Source organism: Pseudomonas coleopterorum (assembly GCF_900105555.1).
GTDB classification, from domain to species: domain Bacteria; phylum Pseudomonadota; class Gammaproteobacteria; order Pseudomonadales; family Pseudomonadaceae; genus Aquipseudomonas; species Aquipseudomonas coleopterorum.
Genome location: NZ_FNTZ01000001.1, coordinates 4,422,309 through 4,441,806 on the forward strand (window position 1 = coordinate 4,422,309; position 19,498 = coordinate 4,441,806).

19 protein-coding genes and 1 pseudogene are annotated in these 19,498 nt (G+C 63.1%); 7 read left to right on the forward strand and 13 right to left on the reverse strand.

The window, feature by feature from the left end; translation table 11 throughout:
* Positions 1-905: 905 nt before the first annotated feature.
* Positions 906-3,131 (reverse strand): polyphosphate kinase 1, encoded by a 2,226-nt coding sequence (ppk1, locus tag BLV18_RS19915; RefSeq protein ID WP_049860302.1) that lies wholly within the window; start codon positions 3,129-3,131, stop codon positions 906-908.
* A 270-nt stretch (positions 3,132-3,401) separates the two neighbouring features.
* On the opposite strand from ppk1, the gene BLV18_RS19920 reads away from it, so the two are divergent.
* Together BLV18_RS19920 and elbB are read left to right on the forward strand one after the other, a co-directional pair.
* Positions 3,402-4,016 (forward strand): DedA family protein, encoded by a 615-nt coding sequence (locus BLV18_RS19920; protein WP_049860303.1) that lies wholly within the window; start codon positions 3,402-3,404, stop codon positions 4,014-4,016.
* A 76-nt stretch (positions 4,017-4,092) separates the two neighbouring features.
* Entirely contained in the window at positions 4,093-4,752 is a 660-nt protein-coding gene (gene elbB / locus BLV18_RS19925; protein ID WP_090361249.1) for an isoprenoid biosynthesis glyoxalase ElbB, read from the forward strand.
* A gap of 9 nt (positions 4,753-4,761) precedes the next feature.
* Here elbB and BLV18_RS19930 read toward each other — a convergent pair whose 3' ends face one another.
* Entirely contained in the window at positions 4,762-5,394 is a 633-nt protein-coding gene (locus tag BLV18_RS19930; protein WP_049860307.1) for a LysE family transporter, read from the reverse strand.
* A gap of 97 nt (positions 5,395-5,491) precedes the next feature.
* Positions 5,492-7,402, reverse strand: coding sequence for an ATP-binding cassette domain-containing protein (locus BLV18_RS19935; RefSeq protein ID WP_090361252.1), 1,911 nt, complete (start codon positions 7,400-7,402; stop codon positions 5,492-5,494).
* 50 nt (positions 7,403-7,452) lie between these two features.
* Here BLV18_RS19935 and BLV18_RS19940 point away from each other — a divergent pair, with 50 nt between their 5' ends.
* A complete protein-coding gene (locus tag BLV18_RS19940) occupies positions 7,453-7,953 on the forward strand; it encodes a TIGR02444 family protein (protein WP_090361255.1) in 501 nt (166 codons plus the stop codon).
* On the opposite strand, the pseudogene BLV18_RS19945 reads toward BLV18_RS19940, so the two are convergent.
* Positions 7,932-8,708: pseudogene (locus BLV18_RS19945) on the reverse strand (AlgP family protein); the annotation flags it as partial. The gene BLV18_RS19940 and the pseudogene BLV18_RS19945 sit on opposite strands and share 22 nt — an antisense overlap.
* 151 nt (positions 8,709-8,859) lie before the next feature.
* On the opposite strand from BLV18_RS19945, the gene BLV18_RS19950 reads away from it, so the two are divergent.
* A complete protein-coding gene (locus BLV18_RS19950) occupies positions 8,860-9,540 on the forward strand; it encodes an FKBP-type peptidyl-prolyl cis-trans isomerase (RefSeq protein ID WP_425272653.1) in 681 nt (226 codons plus the stop codon).
* A gap of 18 nt (positions 9,541-9,558) precedes the next feature.
* On the opposite strand, the gene rsd is transcribed toward BLV18_RS19950, so the two are convergent.
* From rsd to BLV18_RS19985, 7 genes are all read right to left on the reverse strand, one after another.
* The gene (gene rsd / locus BLV18_RS19955) at positions 9,559-10,032 is read right to left on the reverse strand and encodes a sigma D regulator (protein ID WP_090361261.1); all 474 of its coding nucleotides are present in this window, start codon (positions 10,030-10,032) and stop codon (positions 9,559-9,561) included.
* A gap of 285 nt (positions 10,033-10,317) precedes the next feature.
* On the reverse strand, positions 10,318-11,574 hold the full coding sequence (locus BLV18_RS19960; RefSeq protein WP_090361264.1) for a heme biosynthesis HemY N-terminal domain-containing protein: 1,257 nt from the start codon (positions 11,572-11,574) through the stop codon (positions 10,318-10,320).
* Positions 11,571-12,707: a uroporphyrinogen-III C-methyltransferase gene (locus BLV18_RS19965; protein WP_090361267.1), complete on the reverse strand. Its 1,137-nt coding sequence runs from the start codon at positions 12,705-12,707 to the stop codon at positions 11,571-11,573. The genes BLV18_RS19960 and BLV18_RS19965 overlap by 4 nt, the downstream gene beginning before the upstream one ends.
* Before the next feature lie 49 nt (positions 12,708-12,756).
* Positions 12,757-13,515: a uroporphyrinogen-III synthase gene (locus tag BLV18_RS19970; RefSeq protein WP_090361270.1), complete on the reverse strand. Its 759-nt coding sequence runs from the start codon at positions 13,513-13,515 to the stop codon at positions 12,757-12,759.
* Positions 13,512-14,453 (reverse strand): hydroxymethylbilane synthase, encoded by a 942-nt coding sequence (gene hemC, locus BLV18_RS19975; RefSeq protein WP_090361274.1) that lies wholly within the window; start codon positions 14,451-14,453, stop codon positions 13,512-13,514. Before hemC ends, BLV18_RS19970 begins: the two co-directional genes overlap by 4 nt.
* Positions 14,454-14,543: 90 nt before the next feature.
* On the reverse strand, positions 14,544-15,290 hold the full coding sequence (locus tag BLV18_RS19980; protein ID WP_090361277.1) for a LytR/AlgR family response regulator transcription factor: 747 nt from the start codon (positions 15,288-15,290) through the stop codon (positions 14,544-14,546).
* The gene (locus BLV18_RS19985; RefSeq protein ID WP_090361280.1) at positions 15,287-16,354 is read right to left on the reverse strand and encodes a sensor histidine kinase; all 1,068 of its coding nucleotides are present in this window, start codon (positions 16,352-16,354) and stop codon (positions 15,287-15,289) included. The genes BLV18_RS19980 and BLV18_RS19985 overlap by 4 nt, the downstream gene beginning before the upstream one ends.
* Positions 16,355-16,577: 223 nt before the next feature.
* On the opposite strand from BLV18_RS19985, the gene argH reads away from it, so the two are divergent.
* From argH to BLV18_RS20000, 3 genes are all read left to right on the forward strand, one after another.
* Entirely contained in the window at positions 16,578-17,972 is a 1,395-nt protein-coding gene (argH, locus tag BLV18_RS19990; protein ID WP_090361283.1) for an argininosuccinate lyase, read from the forward strand.
* 153 nt (positions 17,973-18,125) lie between these two features.
* Complete coding sequence (locus tag BLV18_RS19995) at positions 18,126-18,404, forward strand: hypothetical protein (RefSeq protein ID WP_049860320.1); 279 nt, start codon at positions 18,126-18,128, stop codon at positions 18,402-18,404.
* A 126-nt stretch (positions 18,405-18,530) separates the two neighbouring features.
* Positions 18,531-18,779, forward strand: a complete 249-nt coding sequence (locus BLV18_RS20000) for a TIGR02647 family protein (protein ID WP_090361286.1) — start codon at positions 18,531-18,533, stop codon at positions 18,777-18,779.
* A gap of 12 nt (positions 18,780-18,791) precedes the next feature.
* Here the strand turns inward: BLV18_RS20000 and BLV18_RS20005 are convergent, their stop codons facing one another.
* Both BLV18_RS20005 and cyaY read right to left on the reverse strand, forming a co-directional pair.
* The gene (locus BLV18_RS20005; protein ID WP_167375962.1) at positions 18,792-19,034 is read right to left on the reverse strand and encodes a DUF1289 domain-containing protein; all 243 of its coding nucleotides are present in this window, start codon (positions 19,032-19,034) and stop codon (positions 18,792-18,794) included.
* Positions 19,034-19,360 carry an iron donor protein CyaY gene (gene cyaY, locus BLV18_RS20010; RefSeq protein WP_090361290.1) on the reverse strand — a complete coding sequence of 109 codons (327 nt, stop codon included), beginning with the start codon at positions 19,358-19,360 and terminating at the stop codon, positions 19,034-19,036. The genes BLV18_RS20005 and cyaY overlap by 1 nt, the downstream gene beginning before the upstream one ends.
* Positions 19,361-19,498: the final 138 nt, after the last annotated feature.

Consider the following 19,498-nt stretch of genomic DNA (forward strand, 5'->3'; position numbering starts at 1 on the left):
CGCTCCCACATTGGAATGCGATCCCTGTGGGAGGTGGGCTTTACCCTGACCGTTCGCTGAAGACCGCGCAGGCCCTTTCGCGGGCGGAGACCCGCTCCCACATTGGAATGCGATCCCTGAGGGAGGTGGACTTTACCCTGACCGTTCGCTGAAGACCGCGCAGGCCCTTTCGCGGGCAGAGACCCGCTCCCACATTGGAATGCGATCCCTGTGGGAGGTGGGCTTTACCCTGACCGTTCGCTGAAGACCGCGCAGGCCCCTTCGCGGGCAGAGACCCGCTCCCACAGTGGAATGCGATCCCTGTGGGAGGTGGGCTTTACCCTGACCGTTCGCTGAAGACCGCGCAGGCCCTTTCGCGGGCGGAGACCCGCTCCCACAGTGGAATGCGATCCCTGTGGGAGGTGGGCTTTACCCTGAACGTCCGCTGAAGACCGCGCAGGCCCTTTCGCGCGCAGAGACCCGCTCCCACATTGGAATGCGATCCCTGTGGGAGGTGGGTTTTACCCTGACCGTTCGCTGAAGACCGCGCAGGCCCTTTCGCGGGCAGAGACCCGCTCCCACATTGGAATGCGATCCCTGTAGGAGGTGGGCTTTACCCTGACCGTTCGCTGAAGACCGCACAGGACCTTTCGCGCGCAGAGACCCGCTCCCACATTGGAATGCGATCCCTGTGGGAGGTGGGTTTTACCCTGACCGTTCGCTGAAGACCGCGCAGGCCCTTTCGCGGGCAGAGACCCGCTCCCACATTGGAATGCGATCCCTGTAGGAGGTGGGCTTTACCCTGACCGTTCGCTGAAGACCGCACAGGACCTTTCGCGGGCAGAGACCCGCTCCCACATTGGAATGCGATCCCTGTGGGAGCGGGTCTCTGCCCGCGAAGGGGGCGCCGCCGATCGTGATGTCTGCTAGCGCACCGGCAGGATCGGGTTGCTCAGCCGCTCCAGCAGGGTGTCCTGTGCACTGCGGGCGTTCTGGTTGCCGGTCGGCGTGTTGCGCACGTAGCGCCCGTCCGCCTGCAGGATCCAGGAATGGGTGTTGTCGGTCAGGTAGCTCTCCAGCTCCTTCTTGACCCGCATGATCAGCTTCTTGCCTTCGACCGGGAAACAAGTCTCCACACGCTTGTCGAGGTTGCGCTCCATCCAGTCGGCGCTGGACAGGAACATCTGCTCCTCGCCACCGTTGAGGAAGTAGAACACCCGCGTGTGCTCCAGGAAGCGCCCGATGATCGAGCGCACATGGATATTGTGCGACACCCCGGGAATACCCGGCCGCAGGCAGCACATGCCACGCACCACCAGATCGATACGCACACCGGACTGGCTGGCCTTGTACAGCGCGCGGATGATCTTTGGATCGGTCAGCGAGTTGAACTTGGCGATGATGTGCGCCGGCTTGCCATCGAGCGCGTACTGAGTTTCGCGCGCGATCATGTCGAGCATGCCCTTCTTCAGCGTGAAGGGTGCATGCAGCAGCTTTTTCATGCGCAGCGTCTTGCCCATGCCGATCAACTGGCTGAACAGTTTGCCGACGTCTTCGCACAGTGCATCGTCCGAGGTCAGGAGGCTGTAGTCGGTGTACAGCTTGGCGTTGCCGGCGTGGTAGTTGCCGGTACCCAGATGCGCATAACGCACGATCTCACCCCCCTCGCGCCGCAGAATGAGCATCATCTTGGCGTGGGTCTTGAACCCCACCACGCCATAGATGACCACCGCGCCGGCGGCCTGCAGGCGGCTGGCCAGCTGCAGGTTGGATTCTTCATCGAAGCGCGCGCGCAACTCGACGACCGCGGTCACCTCCTTGCCGTTGCGCGCGGCATCCACCAGCGCATCGACGATCTCGGAGTTGGCACCGCTGCGGTACAGCGTCTGCCGCACGGCCAGTACATGGGGATCCTTGGCGGCCTGGCGCAGCAGATCGACCACTGGCGTGAACGACTCGAACGGATGCAGCAGAAGGATGTCCTGCTTGCTGACCACGCTGAAGATGTTCTCGCTGTTCTGCAGCAGTTTCGGAATTTGTGGCGTGAACGGCAGGTATTGCAGTTCTGGGTGGCTGTCCAGGCCGGTGATGCTGAACAGACGCGTCAGGTTGACCGGCCCGTTGACTTGATAGAGCTCGGTCTCGGACAAATTGAACTGCTTGAGCAGGTAGTCGGACAGATGCTTGGGGCAGGTGTCGGCCACTTCCAGGCGCACCGCATCACCGTAGCGCCGCGAGAACAACTCACCGCGCAGGGCACGCGCCAGGTCTTCGACGTCTTCGGTGTCGACCGACAGGTCGGCGTTGCGGGTCAGGCGGAACTGGTAGCAGCCCTTTACCTTCATGCCCTGGAACAGGTCATCGGCGTGGGCATGGATCATCGAGGACAGGAAGACGAAATTGTCGCCTGGCCCACCGACGTCCTCGGGCACCTTGATCACCCGTGGCAACAAGCGCGGCGCCGGTATGATCGCCAGGCCCGAGTCACGGCCGAAGGCGTCGATGCCTTCGAGCTCGACGATGAAGTTCAGGCTCTTGTTCACCAGCAGCGGGAACGGGTGTGTGGGATCCAGCCCGATCGGCGTGATGATCGGGGCGATTTCATCGCGGAAATAACGACGCACCCAAGTCTTGAGCTTGGTCGTCCAGTGCCGGCGGCGAATGAAGCGAACCTGGTGCTTCTCCAGCTCCGGCAACAGGATGTCGTTGAGGATCGCGTACTGGCGATCGACGTGCCCATGCACCAGCTCGCTGATTCGCGCCAGCGCCTGATGAGGCTGGAGACCATCGGCCCCGGCCTGTTCACGGGCGAAGGTGATCTGCTTCTTCAGACCCGCCACGCGGATCTCGAAGAACTCGTCGAGGTTGCTGGAGAAGATCAGCAGAAACTTGAGCCGCTCGAGCAGCGGATAGGATTCATCCAGTGCCTGCTCCAGCACGCGGATGTTGAACTGCAATTGCGACAGCTCGCGATGGATGTACAGGCTGCTGTCGTCCAGACCCGGCACGACGATGTGCGGCGCCGGCGCGAGGGCCTCGCTCGGGTGCGCGGGTTCGACGATGGCTTCTATGACCAACGGCGCTTCTACCGGGGTTTCGACCACCGGCTGGTCTTGAGTGAGAGCGACTTGCGTCTGGGCTTCGTTGTTCATCTGGCGTTCCCGGGGGCGTAACTGCCCTCTGCAATTGAGCGGCACGGATCGCGTAATGCGTCAGGATGCCATTGGCGCCTGCACGCTTGGAAGGGGGGCGCGACAGTTATAAGCATCGATTATGACGTTCGCATGACATGCCTGGCCGCATACACATGCTGTCTACGATCTCAGGTTGACAAGCATTGTTCACGACAAGACACATTTGGACACTTTCATGTATGTCCCTGAAGGGTTAGGCTGCGCATTCACTTCGCCAGCATCGATAAAATGCTCCAACAATTCCTGAACGATTTTGGCTACTTCGCCCTGTTCCTCGGCACGTTCTTCGAAGGCGAGACTATTCTGGTCCTGGCCGGGTTTCTGGCGTTCCGTGGCTACATGGACATCAACATGGTTGTGGTGGTGGCCTTTTTCGGCAGCTACGCAGGCGACCAGCTCTGGTATTTCATGGGCCGCAAGCATGGCCGCAAGCTGTTGGCGCGCAAACCTCGCTGGCAGTTGCTGGGCGACCGCGCGCTGGAGCATATCCGCCGGCATCCGGACATCTGGGTCCTGAGCTTCCGCTTCGTCTATGGCCTGCGCACCGTCATGCCGGTGGCCATCGGCCTGTCGGGCTATCCCCCGCGACGCTATTTGCTGCTCAATGGCATTGGCGCGGCGGTGTGGGCCACCGCACTGGGATTGGCGGCCTATCATTTCGGCTCGTTCCTGGAACACATGCTGGGCAACGTGAAGAAATACGAGCTGTGGGTGCTGGGTGCGCTGGTACTGATCGGCGCCTTGCTGTGGATACGCCGCCGCATCAAAGCGGCCCGCATCGCCCGCCAGGCTCGCCTGCAACCCCCTGCGGTCACGCCTGCGCCCAGCGACGAACAGCCCTGATCGCCGACTCGAACTGAACACGCGACGCCGATCGGGATCCATGCTACTGAAACAGCGGACAGAATCGGAGTTCGACATGACCAAGAAAATCGCGGTGATCCTTTCCGGCTGTGGCGTCTATGACGGCAGCGAAATCCAGGAAAGCGTGATCACTCTGCTGCGTTTGGACCAACGTGGCTGCGAAGTGCAGTGCTTCGCTCCCGACGTTGCCCAGAAGCACGTGATCAACCACCTCAGTGGCGAGGAAATGCCCGAATCACGCAACGTGCTGGTGGAATCGGCGCGGATCGCCCGTGGCGAGGTGAAGGACATCGCCCTGGCCAACGCCGACGACTTCGATGCACTGATCGTCCCCGGCGGTTTCGGCGCGGCCAAGAACCTGTCTTCCTTCGCCAGCGACGGCGCCGCCTGTTCGGTGAACCTGCAGGTGCAGGCACTGGCTGAAGCCTTCGCAGAAGCACGCAAGCCGGTTGGCCTGATCTGCATCTCGCCGGCACTGGCCGCCAAGATCTACGGACCCGGCGTGACCTGCACCATCGGCACCGATGCCGATACCGCGCAGGCCATCGAGAAGATGGGCGGCACTCACCTGGAATGCGAAGTGACCGAGATCGTCGAGGACACCGCGCGCAAGCTGGTCAGCACGCCTGCCTACATGAGCGCCAAGACCATCAGTGAGGCCGCTGCCGGGATCAACAAGCTGGTAGATCGGGTGATCGAACTCACTCAGGCCTGACAGCCACCCTCAAGCCGGCACCCGGCGCAGCGTCGCGAGCAATGTGGCCGCCGCCACGAACAAGCCGGCAAAGGTACGGTTCATGCGCCGCTGCTGACGCGGCGTGCGCAGCAGGCGCAAGACCTTGGCCGCAAGCCCCGTATAGCCGGCCATGACGATCAGGTCCACGGTTATCATGGTCGCTGCAATGGTCAGGTATTGGGCCAGCAACGGCGCGTGCGGATTGATGAACTGTGGTAGTACCGCAAGCATGAACACCAGTGCCTTGGGGTTGCCGACGTTCACCAGAAAGCCTCGAAGAACCAGACTGGACGCTTTGCCTGTCGGCTTTTGCTGGGTTTCTTCACTGATGTCGGCGGGCAGCGCACGCCACTGCTTGACGGCCAGATAGAGCAGATACAGCACACCAAACCACTTGATGGCCTGGAACGCCGTGGCGGACGCTGCCAGCACGGCCCCGACGCCCGCGGCGATGATCACGATCTGCAGGAGCAGCCCCAACTGCAGGCCAATCGCATTCCAGTAACCGCGCAGGAAACCGTGCTGCAGGCCGCTGGACATTGACGCAATGGCCCCGGCACCCGGTGAAAGGCTGATGATCCAGCACGCAGCAAAAAAGGCCAACCAGGTTTCCAGCAACATACGGACCTCGACGCTTGAATAAGGACAGCCTAAGGTAAAGCGGCGCAGCGAATTTGGCTATGGGCCTGTGACGGCGGCCCGGCATCGAGCCGCAGCGTCAGCCCAATGCCTCCAGTTGTGCCTGCATGTCTTCGAGCAGCTCCAGCGCTTCCATCCACTGCTCCTCCAGCTCGCCTTCGCGAACCTTGAGCTTGGCCTGCTGGGCAAGCTGATCGCGCAATTCATCCTTGCGCGCGGCCTCGTAGAGCGCGCTGTCGGACAAGGCCGCTTCTATCTTCGCCAGCTTCTCGTGCACCTCACCCAGATCGCGCTCCAGCTTGTCGGCCTGGCGCTTGTGCGGGGCCAACTGCTGACGCAAGGCAGCGGCAGCCTGGCGCTGGGCTTTCTTGTCGGTCTTGTCGGGATTGACCGGGGTGTTGCTGACCGGGGCATGGCGTTGACGATAATCCACCAGCCAGCGCGCGTAGTCGTCCAGATCGCCATCAAACGTCTCGACCTTGCCGTCGGCCACCAGCAGGAAGTCGTCCGTGGTGCTCTTGAGCAGATGCCTATCGTGGGACACCACCAGCACCGCGCCACTGAATTCCTGCAGGGCCATGGTCAGGGCCAGGCGCATCTCCAGGTCCAGGTGGTTGGTCGGTTCGTCGAGCAGCAACAGGTTGGGCCGCTCCCAGGCGATCAAGGCCAGCGCCAGGCGCGCTTTTTCACCGCCGGAGAAATTCAGCACTGGCTCGTCGATGCGCGCACCGCGGAAATCGAAACCACCGAGGAAATCGCGCAGCACCTGCTCCCGCTCGGTAGGCGCCAGGCGTTGCAGATGCAGCAGCGGGCTGGCCTTGCTGTCCAGAGAGTCCAGTTGGTGCTGGGCGAAATAGCCCACCACCAGATTCTCGCCACGCACCAGGCGCCCGCCGATGGGCGTCAGCTCACCGGCGAGGTTCTTGATCAGGGTCGACTTGCCGGCGCCGTTGGGGCCCAGCAAACCAATGCGCGCACCGGGCGCCAACTGCAGCTTGACCTTCTCCAGCACAGCCTTGTCGCCATAGCCGAGGCGACCTTCGGAGAGGTCGAGCAACGGGCTGGAAATCTTCACCGACTCGCGGAAGACGAAATCGAAGGGCGAGTCGACGTGCGCCGCCGACAGCTCCTCCATGCGCTCCAGGGCCTTGATCCGGCTCTGAGCCTGGCGCGCCTTGGTGGCCTGGGCCTTGAAACGGGCGATGTACTTCTCCATGTGCGCCCGCTGCGCCTGCTGCTTCTCGTACGCTTGCTGCTGCTGCGCCAGGCGCTCCGCGCGGGCACGTTCGAAGGCGCTGTAGCCCCCGCGATACAGGGTCAGCTTGTGTTGTTCGACGTGCGCCACATGATCGACCACTTCGTCGAGGAAGTCGCGGTCGTGGGAGATCAACAGCAAGGTACCGGGATAGCCTTTCAGCCAGTCTTCGAGCCACAGGATGGCATCGAGGTCCAGGTGGTTGGTCGGCTCATCGAGCAGCAGCAGGTCGGAGGGGCACATCAAGGCCTGCGCCAGGCTCAGACGCATCCGCCAGCCACCGGAAAAGTCACCGACCTGACGGTCCATCTGCTCGTTGCTGAAGCCCAGCCCGGCCAGCAACTTACGGGCGCGGGCGTCGGCGGTATAGCCATCGGCGCTGTCGAGTTCGGCATGCAGACGGGCCTGGGCGGCGCCATCCTGCCGGGCTTCGGCGTCGGCCAGGGCATGCTGCACTTCGCGCAGACGTACATCGCCGTCCAGCACATAGTCGACCGCAATGCGTTCGAGGGTATCGACTTCCTGGCGCATATGGGCGATGCGCCAGTCGGCGGGCAGGTAGCAATCGCCCGAGTCGGGCGCAAGCTCGCCGCGCAACAGGGCGAACAGGCTGGATTTGCCGGCACCGTTGGCACCGATGAGACCGGCTTTCTGACCGGCGTGCAGCGTCAGCTCGGCATCTTCTAGCAGACGCTGCGGGCCACGCTGTAAAGTGAGGTTCTGAAGTCGAATCATAATGGCGGCGAAGTCTACCAGCTTCCTTGCCCACTGGCGCGAGTAGCACGATGCACGATGAATTGTGGGAGTTTGCCTTGAAGCTCTATGCCCGACCGGGCATCGAGGCCGCCTGCCTGCAGTTGCAGGCAGAAGGCGCCAATGTGTGCCTGCTGCTGTGCGGCGCCTGGCTGGGTGCCAGAGGCGTGGCCTGTTCGCATGAACGCATCATGCTGCTGCAGGCGATCGCCACGCCCTGGCACGATGAGGTCGTGCGACCACTGCGCGAGCTTCGCCAGCAGTGGCGCGCAAAGGCCATGCATGATCCTGAGCTGATGCCGCTGCGTGAATCGATCAAGGCGCTGGAACTCAATGCCGAGCGCCAGTTGCTGCAGCGCCTGCACCGCCAAGCCGCTCCGTGGCTCCTTGCCGCGGAACAGTCCAACATGACTTGGCTGCCCGCCCTGCTACCGGCGCCGGCTGCAGGCGTCAGCGATGCATTGCGGACACTGAGCGTGGCAGCCCGCGACACTCAGGCCTCGCTGGACGACGCGCCACCTTTGTCTGGCTGACCGGCCACGGCTTGGGTATCCGACTCGGTCGCGCTCGTATGAACGGCTGCCGCCAGCGACTTGGCGGCGGCAGGCTTCCTTGCAGGCCGGGCGGCAGGCTTGGCAGGTGCCTTCGCCTCGGGCTTGACCGCTGCGCCTGGCGCGGCGAGGACCTTGCGCGTGGTGCTGCGCGAAACAGCCGGTTTGCCTGCAGTGGCGGCGGCAGCGGCTCGGGTGGTCTTGCTCGCTGCCGGCTTGGCTGCGGCACGCGCGGTCGAAGCTGTCGGACTGGTTTTGGCTGGGGTACGAGCCGCAGGCTTGGCGGCCGAGCTGGCAGGCTGGGCGACCGATGCCGTGGTCACCTTGGGCTTGGTAGAACGGGTTTCGATGGCCTTGCTGGCCGCTTCGCGGACACGGCCCACGCCGGCTGCCAGCTTCAGGCTCTCCTGGGCATCGCGCTTGAGCTCGACGATGTAGGCGCGGGTTTCGGCCTGGCGTTCCTTGAGATCGTCGAGCAGCTCCTCGAGTTCGCTTACCGAATCATGCGCCTTGGCCTGTTTCTTTTTCTTGCCGGCGGCCGCGGCGTCCTGCACTTTGGTGCGCGACTTGTGCAGTTTTTCCTGAGCCTTGCCGCGTTGCTTCTCTAGCTTGGCGAGCAGTTTTTCAGCATCGGCCAAGGCTTGGGAACACGCACTTTCAAGGTGCTCGAGCAAACTGCCGGACAGCTGTTGCAGCAAATGCAGCGGGGTGTTTACAGGCTTCTTGTTAGCCGACATGGGTTACCTCCGGGCCGATGGGTTGAGGCTCATACTAGACCTGAGACCGTAGAGCCGCCAGAACATGTTGACCCTGCCTGTCAGCCCCCGTTGCGCACTCGGTGGCATAATCGCTCGATGCTCGGTCTGTCTTGTTCTGGAGAACCCAATGCTGTCTCGCCTGCTGCTGTCGTTGTCCCTGGTGCCGTTGTCGCTGGTGTGGTCGCACGCGCAGGCTGCGCAGGGTACACCGGATAATGGCCACGATCTGGCCTACAGTGTGGGTGCCAGCTTGGGCGAACGCCTGCGTCAGGACGCCCCCGGCCTTCAACTGGACGCCTTGATCAAGGGCTTGCAGCAAGCCTACCGGCAAGAGCCGCTGGCCTTGAGCGATGAGCGCATGGGCCAACTGCTGGCTCAATACCAGTCGCAGGCGGACAAGACTGACACGGGCCCGGGCGCGGATACGGAAAAGGCGCAGGCGGCCGAGCGTCGCTTCATGGCCGGCGAGCGAGCCAAGGCCGGTGTGCGGGAGATCTCGGATGGGGTATTGGTAACCGTACTCGAACCTGGGGCAGGCAGCCCTGCCACGGCCGATGGGCGCGTGCAGGTTCAATATGTGGGAAGGTTGCCTGACGGCAGCGTATTCGACCAAAGCAACCAGCCGCAGTGGTTTCGCTTGAACAGCGTCATCGAAGGCTGGCGTACGGCGCTGCAACAGATGCCTACAGGTGCGAAATGGCGCGTGGTGATTGCCTCGGCCCACGCCTATGGTGCGGAAGGCGCAGGAGATCTGATTCCCCCCTATACGCCACTCACCTTTGATATCCAGCTATTGGCCACGGCCCCATAGGGCCGTACCCGGGACGAATCACGCCTGAGCGACGGATTCCTCCTTGTGGGCGTTGTGCAGCACTTCGATCAGGCAATCCTCGAGCTCGAAGCGTTCGTGCAGCAAGCCGCCCAGCTCCTTTAGCTTTTCCAGGATAACGGCGGCATCGGAGCAGTCGCCCTTGTCGCAGTAGTCGTTGAAGTCGAGGGCTTTCTGAGTAATCTCGTCGATGCGTGGCCAGATCGTGTCAGCCAGCTCCAGACCGCGCGTGTCGTTGAATGCTTTGGCTTCGTCGGTCAGTTGCTCGTAGATCTCGAAATGGCCTGCCGAGGTGTAGTCGACCAGCAAACCGCAGAAATCCTGAAGCCTCTTACGATCCTCGACCAGCGCTTGGGGTGTGTCGCCCAATGCATCGAAAGCCTTGATCAGCTCGTTGCGTTCCTGCAGCCAGCGATCGATCAGCAGGTGAACTCCGCCCCAGCGTTCCTGGGCATTCTTGCAGCTTTCCAACATGATGAGTGCTTCCCTTGTGGGTCATGCCCGGCGTTGCACTCCTGTATCACAGGAAGCAGGGCTCGGACCGATTCGCGGTCTGTGACAGCGAATGTCGATGTACGTGCAGGGGGAGATTATGCCCGTGCGCCAGTGGCATCAAGGTACGCATCGGATAAAGTTCATACAAGTGTTTAATCGTGGCAATACCGGAACGAATACCGGATTTGCGAGCCTCGCCCCTGTTCCACGATCAAGTGGTGGAACAGGAGCGCAGCAGCCTGAGCACTCAGGCCGAAACGGGCTTCAGAGCGGGCGAACCGTGGTCGGCAGCGGCGCGGCCAACAGGCGCTCGTCGAGCAGCCCGAGACCTTCCTGGAACAGCAGGTTGCTACGCTCGGTATCGCCGAGCTGAGCCAGCAGGCGGGCCAGCTCAGCACAGGTTTCCGGACTGCGCTGCAGACGCAGGCTGCTTTCCAGGTAATCGCGTGCCTTGCCCCACAGGCGGTTCTGCAGACACAGGCGGCCGAGTGTCAGCAACAGCCCGGCGTCATCGGTGTGCTGCTTGAGCCAACCTTCGGCGGTCTGCAACTGACGCGCCGGATCGTTGCCGATGACCAGGCCGTAAAGGCGAGCCAAATGCGTGTCGTACTGACGCTTCTGCGCCGTACGCAGTACTTCTTCGGCCTGGGTCTGCGCGCCTACCTGCCGCAGCTGCTCTGCATAGGCGAGGACCAAGGCAGGCTCCTGACGCTGTGCCGAACTCAGTGCCTGCCATGCGCGCTCGAGTGCAGCCAGCCCCGCTTCGCCCTGACCCTGATCCGGTGCCGACACATGCGCGGCCACGCTGAGATTCTCGCCCCAGGCACGTCGCTCCAGTTCGGCCAGTTCGGCCGCTGGCAACGCCTTGTCCTTGCGCAACTGTGGCAGCAGCTTGACGACGGCTGCCCAGTCTCCACGCTGCTGATGCACGCGTTGCAGTTGACGCAACACCTGCACGTTGCGCGGATGACGCTCGTGCATGGCCTGCAGGGTTTGCAGGGAGCCGTCGCTGTCGCCGCGATCGCTCTGCAACTGGGCATGGCTCAAGGCAATCGCCAATTCGGCTTGTGGCTGACGTGCCAGGGCCTTTTCAAGCAGGCTGTCGCTGTCTTCGTAGCGGCCCAGCTCGTTGGCTGCGCGGGCTGCGCCCAGGTAATACAGCAGGGGCTGACGTTCGTGTTCGGCGGCGTGCTGCAGGTGTTTCTGAGCGCTGGCCCAGCGTCCTTCAGCCAGGTCCAACTGGCCCTTTTCGATGGCAGCCTGCACGCGGCGACTGCGGTTGCGGCCCGACCACGGATTGACCACGCGGCCGGAGGTAACCACCACGCTGATCAGCAGATAGATGATGAATACCAGCATCACCAGCACCACCAAGGCCAGTAACGTGGTCCACAGGCCGGATTCGTAGCGCATCACGTGGGGGTAGTCGATCAGCACATAGCCCGGGTGCTTGGCCACGGCCAAGCCGAGCCCGACCATGGCCGCGATCACCAGAAACAGGATCACGTAGAACCGTTTCATGGCTGGCTCTCCGTAGCGCCTGGCGTGGCTTCGGTTGATTTCTGCAGGCCTTCGACTGGCGTATGGCGGCGTTGCAGGTAGGCCTGGATGGCATTGAGGCTGGCATCCAGATCAGGTGTGGTGACCGACACCGGCTGGCTCTTGAGTGCGGTCAGCTGTTCGATCATAGCTTGGGTGTGGCCGTTTTCGCGGTTGAACCCTGCGATGAGAATGCTGCGTGCGTCATCCAGTGCTTGCGTATAGACCTTGCCCTGACCGTTGAGCGCGGCCCATTGCGCCTGTTCCAGTGCAAGGCTCAGAGCCAGGCGAACCTGGTTCAGGCTTTGCCCGGCCAGCAACGGACGGATGCTGTCATCGGGGTTGAAGTCGACGCGGAAGAACCCGGAAATCTTGTTCCACCACTGACGCCAGCGGGTCTCGCCTTCAGGCGAAGTGCCTTGCGCGGCGTCGGCGGCGGCCTGGAATTCCGGGGCCAGGGCCGTCAACTGCGTTGCCTGCTCGCGCAGGGCACTCAACTGCAGGAACAAGCCGGTGCGGTCGGGCTGGGTTGTGCCTTGCAGCGAGGCCAGGCTGCGGGTCAACTGTTCGCGGGCGGCGAAGGCTTGCGGGTCGTCCTGCTCGCGCAGGATTTCGTCGGCGCCCTGCACCAGTGCCTTCGCGCTGGTGACATCCTGCAGCGCGGACAGACGCAGGCTGGCCAGGCGCAGCAGATGCTCGGCCTCGGCCAGGCGCCAGTCCTTGCGGCTGGCACCCAGCACGGTTTCCAGGCGCTGGCTCAGACGCTGCTGATCGCCCTGCAACTGCGCGACCAGACGGCGGCGATCTTCCAGTTCGTTGGCATCGGGCAACTGCGCCAGGTCGGCGCTGAGTTGCCGTTCGTTGTGCTCCAGGGTCAGCGTCTGCGTGGCGAGCCCTTCGATCACTCGCGACTGCTGCTGATGACCGGCCGTGAGCGTGCGCACCTGCCACACGCCCCACCCTGCGGCAGCGAGGCCAGCGGCGGCCAGCAGCAGCGCGATGATCGCCAAGCCATTGCCATTGGCCGAGCGCTGAGGCGGCACGGCGGCTGGCTGTTCGAAAGGCGCCTTCGGGGCGCTCTGCGTCTCGTCTTTGGGCAAGGCTGTTTCGCTCACGTGTCCATCCTTTGCATAGGGGCGCGCCCGCCTGGTTGGCGGTCGCGCCTTACGATCTGGGTGCGGTCTGCGTGTGCAGCGCCGCCAGCAACGCCGAAGTGCTGGCACCTCGGCAATCCACAACATTCGAAGCGCCAGCGTCACGTGCCAGCGCCGCCACTCGCGGGCTGGGCACAAACAGTGGAAGGGCGCGGATCGCCGACCACTGCTCACCTGCCAACTGGTGCAAGTGTTGAAAACCCTGCCCACTGCTGACCACCACGGCGTTCAAGCGTTCCGATGCGATACGGGTCGCGAGCGTACCCGGCGGGTAGACCGGAATGCTGCGTCGATACAGTTGCAGATACTCCACCGCTGCGCCTTGGTCGCGCAAGTGTTCGGCCAGCGCCTCGCGTCCGCCCTCGCCACGAATGATCAGCACCCGTGGATGGGGACCGCTCAAAGCGGTGCGCAATTGGGCCAGATTCAGCAGGGCCTCGCTATCGTCTCCTGTTTCAGGATACGTCACGTGCAGCCCGCGCTCCTCGAGAATGGCCGCCGTGCCGGCGCCGACGCTGAACCAGACAGTCTGGCCGAGGCTGGTGGGCGCTCGTTCCAGCGCCAGGCGGGCGGCGGGCTTGCTGACGACGATCACTGCATCGTATTGATCGAGGCTGGCCAGAATTTGCCGCTGGCTATCGCTCGATGGCAGAGGCTCGATTGCCAGCAGCGGCAAGCTTGCTGCGAACACACCCTCCTCGCGCAGCGCCTGAGTTTGCTGCGCGCACTCGTCGGTGGGCCGTGTCAACAACACTCGCCACGGGCTCAAGGATGACCTGCCTCGCCGTACACCGCACGCAGGATGTCGTCGGCGCCCTGCTCCAGCAACGCTTCGGCGACCTGTACGCCCAGCTGTTGCGCATCGGCCAGTGGTGCCCGTGCCTGGGCATGCAGCAAGCGCTGCCCGGCCGGATCACCCACCAGGCCGCGAAGCCAGATCTGTTCGCCTTCGAGCACCGCATAACAGGCGATTGGCACCTGGCAGCCACCGTTGAGGTGCTTGTTCAGCGCCCGTTCGGCGCTGACGCGGAATTCGGTATCGCGATGATGCAACGGCCCCAGCAGAGCGTGGATCTCGCTGTCGCCCGTCCTGCACTCGATACCGACCGCGCCCTGACCGCCCGCAGGCAGACTGTCCTCGACGCTGATGCTGGTGGTGATGCGGTCTTCGAAGCCCAGACGGATCAAGCCGGCTGCGGCAAGGATGATCGCATCGTATTCACCGGCGTCGAGTTTGGCCAACCGGGTGTTGACGTTGCCCCGCAGGAAGCGGATCTGCAAGTCCGGGCGGCGCGCCAGCAGTTGGGTCTGACGACGCAGGCTGGACGTGCCGACGATACTGCCGGGCGGCAACGCTTCCAGGCTGTCCCAGGCGTTGGAAACGAAGGCATCGCGAGGGTCTTCGCGTTCGCAGATGCAATACAGACCCAGCCCTTCGGGAAAGTCCATCGGTACGTCTTTCATCGAATGCACGGCGATGTCTGCCGTGCCTTCGAGCAAGGCGGTTTCCAGCTCTTTGACGAACAGCCCCTTGCCGCCGATCTTCGACAAGGGCGAATCGAGCAGCTTGTCGCCGCGACTGACCATCGGGACCAGGTTGACCTGAAGACCGGGATGGGCCTGCTCCAGTCGAGCCTTGACGTACTCGGCCTGCCACAGGGCAAGGGCACTTTTACGGGTGGCGATGCGGATTTCGCGAATGGGCATGAATCGATCCGTATGAAGATTAGCGGACGATGATACCAGCTGTGCGGCAGGCCGCGCCCAGTCAGCCAGACTGGGCCGGCCACTGGAGCCCTAGAGGTGCTGCATCATCTTGCGCACGCCGGCGACATGGCGTCGGCTGACGATCAGCGCGTCACCGTTGAGACCTTTCAGGTAGAGCTGAAAGTGGCCCAACGGTGTGCGTTGCAGGCGCTCGATGCGCTCGCGGGCCACCAAAGCATTGCGGTGAATGCGCACGAAACGATCGCCGAATTCGTCTTCCAACGCCTTGAGCGGCTCATCGAGCAGCACTTCGCCGCCCTCGTGGCGCAGGGTCACGTACTTGTGGTCGGCGATGAAGTAGATCACCTGATCCAGCGGAATCAGCTCGATGCCTTTACGGGTTCGCGCACTGATGTGGCTGCGCGGACCGGTACCGGCCTCGGCAGCAGGACGAGTCAGTGCAGCCAACTGCACACGGTTGGGCTTTTCAGCCTTTTTCAGTGCTTCGAGCAGATGTTCGGAGCGCACCGGCTTGACCAGATAACCCACAGCGCTGACCTGGAATGCGTCCAGGGCGAACTCGTCATGGGCGGTGCAGAACACCACCGCTGGAGGCGTGTCGCGCTCGCACAGCTTGGCGGCAACTTGCAGCCCGTCCAGGCCAGGCATGCGAATGTCGAGCAAGACCACGTCCGGCTTGTGTGCCTCGATCATGCTCAAGGCTTCTTCGCCGTTGCTGGCACCGGGTTCGAGCACATGATAACCCTCGAGCTCGCCAACCAATCGGCTCAGGCGCTCGCGGGCAAGGGGTTCGTCATCAACGATCAGGACATTCATATAGCGCTGGATTCCTGCGTGAGTCTCGCACATGGATAACGTAGACAAGTGAAGTGACGACCGTCACGGCGATTCACGCTAAGACTTGCGCGCGGACCGAAAAGTGCCGCAAGTCGAGCGCCAATGTTTGCCAGTGCCTGCTGGGTTCCGCCTGACGCGTGCCCTGCGGCGGCCTCCTGGTAGGGATTGCTGATGGTCAATATGAACTCTCCCCCTTTATAGTCGGCCTCCACGCTGACCACCCCGCCCGCGATCAATGGGGCGATGCCATGCACCAGCGCATTTTCCAACAATGGTTGCAAGGTTAGTTGAGGGATCGGCAGATCATCCGGGATTGTTTCGATCCTCCAGTGCAACTGTAGACGCTCGCCAAGACGATATTGCTCAATCGATAAATAACGTTTGGCCAATTCCACTTCGTCCCGCCACATGACCAGGCTGTTGGGCTGGGCGAGACTGGCGCGGAACAGGTCGGACAGGTTGAGCACCGCCTGCTCGGCCTTCACCGGATCGCTGACCACCAGGCTGGCGATGCTGTTCAGGCTGTTGAACAGGAAGTGCGGACGAATGCGCGCCTGCAAGGCCTGGATGCGCGACTGCAGTTCAGCCTGTTGCTGGCGTCGCCACTGGCTCTGCAAGTAGAAGTAACGCAGCAGCAGTGCCGACATGATCAGCCCGATCAGGGCATGACGCAGGTAGCGGTTGACCTCTACGGTCGGCGTGTCGAGCCCGCCCAATTGAAAGTAGTCGATCACCGCCGTGCCCGTCAGGGTCAGACCCACCACCAACGCGCAGCACAGGCCACCTGCCATGCCCGGGCGCAGCCGCGCCAGCCAGGGGCGCAGGGTACAGAGCAGGCCCGCAGAGAGCAGGACGATCCACTGCACGAACAACGACGTCAGTGCCAGGCGCACCCAATTGAAGCCCGGATTCATGGGCTCGGCCAGCACCAGCACGAACACCAGCAACTGCGCCAGTACGATCAGCATCAGCAGGGCCTGGGGCAGGCAGAGCTCGGGCAGGAAAAAGTCCGGCTCGGGAGGGTTCGACGGCTTGCTGAACATGTACGGTTCCTGGCTGCTGTGGTGTGTTGCGGGCCTCTTCGCGGGCAGAGGGCTCGCCGCCCGCCCCGCTCCCACAGGTCAACGTGATCACTTGTGGGAGCGAGGGCTGCCCGCGAAGGGGTGAATGCAGACAATAGACATCTGCACTATGCCGCCAACAGACCCAGGCCGCATTTGTTATTATCGCGGCAATTTCCCGTTCACGCCTTGCACGAGCCTATTCATGAGCACTGACAAGACCAACCAGTCCTGGGGCGGCCGCTTCAGTGAACCCGTCGACGCCTTCGTCGCCCGCTTCACCGCATCGGTCGACTTCGACCAGCGCCTCTACCGCCATGACATCATGGGCTCGATCGCCCACGCCACCATGCTGGCCAAGGTCGGCGTGCTCACTGACGCGGAGCGCGACACCATCGTCGACGGCCTGCGCACCATCGAGCAGGAAATCGAGGCCGGCCAGTTCGACTGGCGCGTGGACCTCGAAGACGTGCACATGAACATCGAGGCGCGCCTGACCGATCGCATCGGCGTGACCGGCAAGAAACTGCACACCGGGCGCAGCCGCAACGACCAGGTTGCCACCGACATTCGCCTGTGGCTGCGTGACGAAATCGACCTGATCCTGGGCAAAATTACCCGCCTGCAGCAAGGCCTGCTGGAGCAGGCCGAGCGCGAAGCCGACACCATCATGCCGGGCTTCACCCACCTGCAGACGGCCCAGCCGGTGACCTTCGGGCATCACCTGCTGGCCTGGTTCGAAATGCTCAGCCGCGACCATGAACGCCTGGTCGACTGCCGCAAGCGCACCAACCGCATGCCCTTGGGCAGCGCCGCGCTGGCCGGCACCACCTACCCCATCGACCGCGAGCTGACCTGTCAGCTGCTGGGCTTCGAAGCGGTCGGTGGCAACTCGCTGGACGGCGTTTCGGACCGTGATTTCGCCATCGAATTCTGCGCTGCGGCCAGCATCGCGATGATGCACCTGTCGCGGTTTTCCGAAGAGCTGGTGCTGTGGACCAGCGCGCAGTTCCAGTTCATCGACCTGCCCGACCGTTTCTGCACCGGCAGCTCGATCATGCCGCAGAAGAAGAACCCCGATGTACCGGAACTGGTGCGCGGCAAGAGTGGCCGGGTGTTCGGTTCGTTGATGGGCCTGCTGACCCTGATGAAGGGCCAACCGCTGGCCTACAACAAGGACAATCAGGAAGACAAGGAACCCTTGTTCGACGCCGCCGATACGTTGCGCGATTCGCTGCGGGCCTTTGCCGACATGATCCCGGCAATCAAGCCCAAGCACGCCATGATGCGCGAAGCCGCGCTGCGTGGCTTCTCCACGGCCACCGACCTGGCCGATTACCTGGTGCGCCGTGGCCTGCCGTTCCGCGATTGCCACGAGATCGTCGGGCATGCGGTGAAGCACGGTGTGGACACCGGTAAGGACCTGGCGGAAATGAGCCTGGAAGAGTTGCGCCAGTTCAGCGACCAGATCGAAGCGGATGTGTTCGAGGTATTGACCCTGGAAGGCTCGGTCAACGCCCGCGATCACATCGGCGGCACCGCGCCGGCTCAGGTACGTGCAGCCGTGGCTCGTGGCCGGGAATTGCTGGCGGCTCGCTAAGCGCGCCTGGCAGGTCCGGCCTCTTCGCAGGCAGAGGGCTCGCCGCCCGCCCCGCTCCCACAGTAGGTGTTGAACATACATCCTGTGGGAGCGGGTCTCTGCCCGCGAAGGGCGCCCCACAGAATCCGACATTGACCCCATCGAGAACATGCCATGAGCGACAACCTGATAGACGAAGACGAAGCGTTCGCCGAGGCCACCCTCACCCAGGCCATCGAGAACCAGATCGAAAGCGACAACCCGCCGGCTGCCAAGGCCACGTTCAACAAGCTGACGCTGGTCGGTTACGAGCGCGAGGACATCCTCAACATGATGGCTCATGTGTTGGCGATCGAGATCGACGCCATCCTGGAGCAGGACCGGCCCTTCGACACCGCCTGGTACGAAGCCGCCCTGCGCGCCCTGCCCGAGCTGCCACCGGAAAAAGTCTGACGCCGCACAGGCGCGTTCGCCCAGGGCTGACTACACTGGAAAAACCCCGCTGCCACCGCATCAGGGGTACAGCGCACAGCGCCATTCGGCGCTGTCGTTCATTCCATAAGAAAGTCGGGAGCGCCTATGTCGTCCTACACCCCGGAACTGGTTGCCGAGCTGGAAATCCTTGCCCTGTTCAACCTCGGTAACACCATGGAAGGTCTGAAAATCCACCACACTGCGTCGCCCGCGGCCGTCGCAGCCGCCACTCGCCTGCATGACAAGGAACTGATCACCAAGCCTGACGGCGGCTACCTGACCAGCCTGGGCCATGAAGCGGCCGAGCACGCGCAGTCGTTGCTGACCATCCTGACGGTGGCCGAACCTGCCTGAGCGGCAGAGGCTTTATCGATCGTCCGCAGGCGCCGACAGCGCCTGCAACCGGCGCTGCTCGGCAGCCACGATGATTTTGCGCCGAGTGTCGTCATCGGCCGAGCGCCAGGCCCTGATGTCCTCGACGTGGCGGAAACAACCCTGACAGACCCGCTCTTCGTCCAGTCGGCACAAGCTCACGCAGGGTGACTGTACCGAGGGGCTGACATTGCTGTAGAGAGGCTTGGGCGCGCGTGCAGGCTGGCTCACAATCATCAGATCTCTTCGAAGTCCAGCTCGACGCCGGCCTGTTCCTTGGTGGCCCGGGCCAACACTTCGCCCAGCAACTCCTCGGATTTCTCGCAGCTCCACTTGCCCGACTCTTCGTCGTAGTCGAAGTGATAGCCACCGGAGCGTGCGGCCAGCCACAGCTGGCGCAGGGGCTCCTGGCGGCTGATGATCAGCTGGCTGCCGTTGTCGAACTTGATGGTCATCATGCCGGCGGAAATCTCGATGTCGTCGGCGTGGTCTTCGAGCAACTCCTCCAGCGCCTGCTGGGTGGCATCGACCAGGTCGTGGAAACGGGCTTCGGTCAAACTCATTGCAGGAACCTCGGAAAGTGTCTGTGCGCGCTACGGGCGGCAAGATACGAGCAGCCAGCGGTTTATGCAAAGCATAATGCACCCGTCTGGATCGATGGCACTACCGGCAGCCCACCTGCATAGCCACCATGCCGGGCG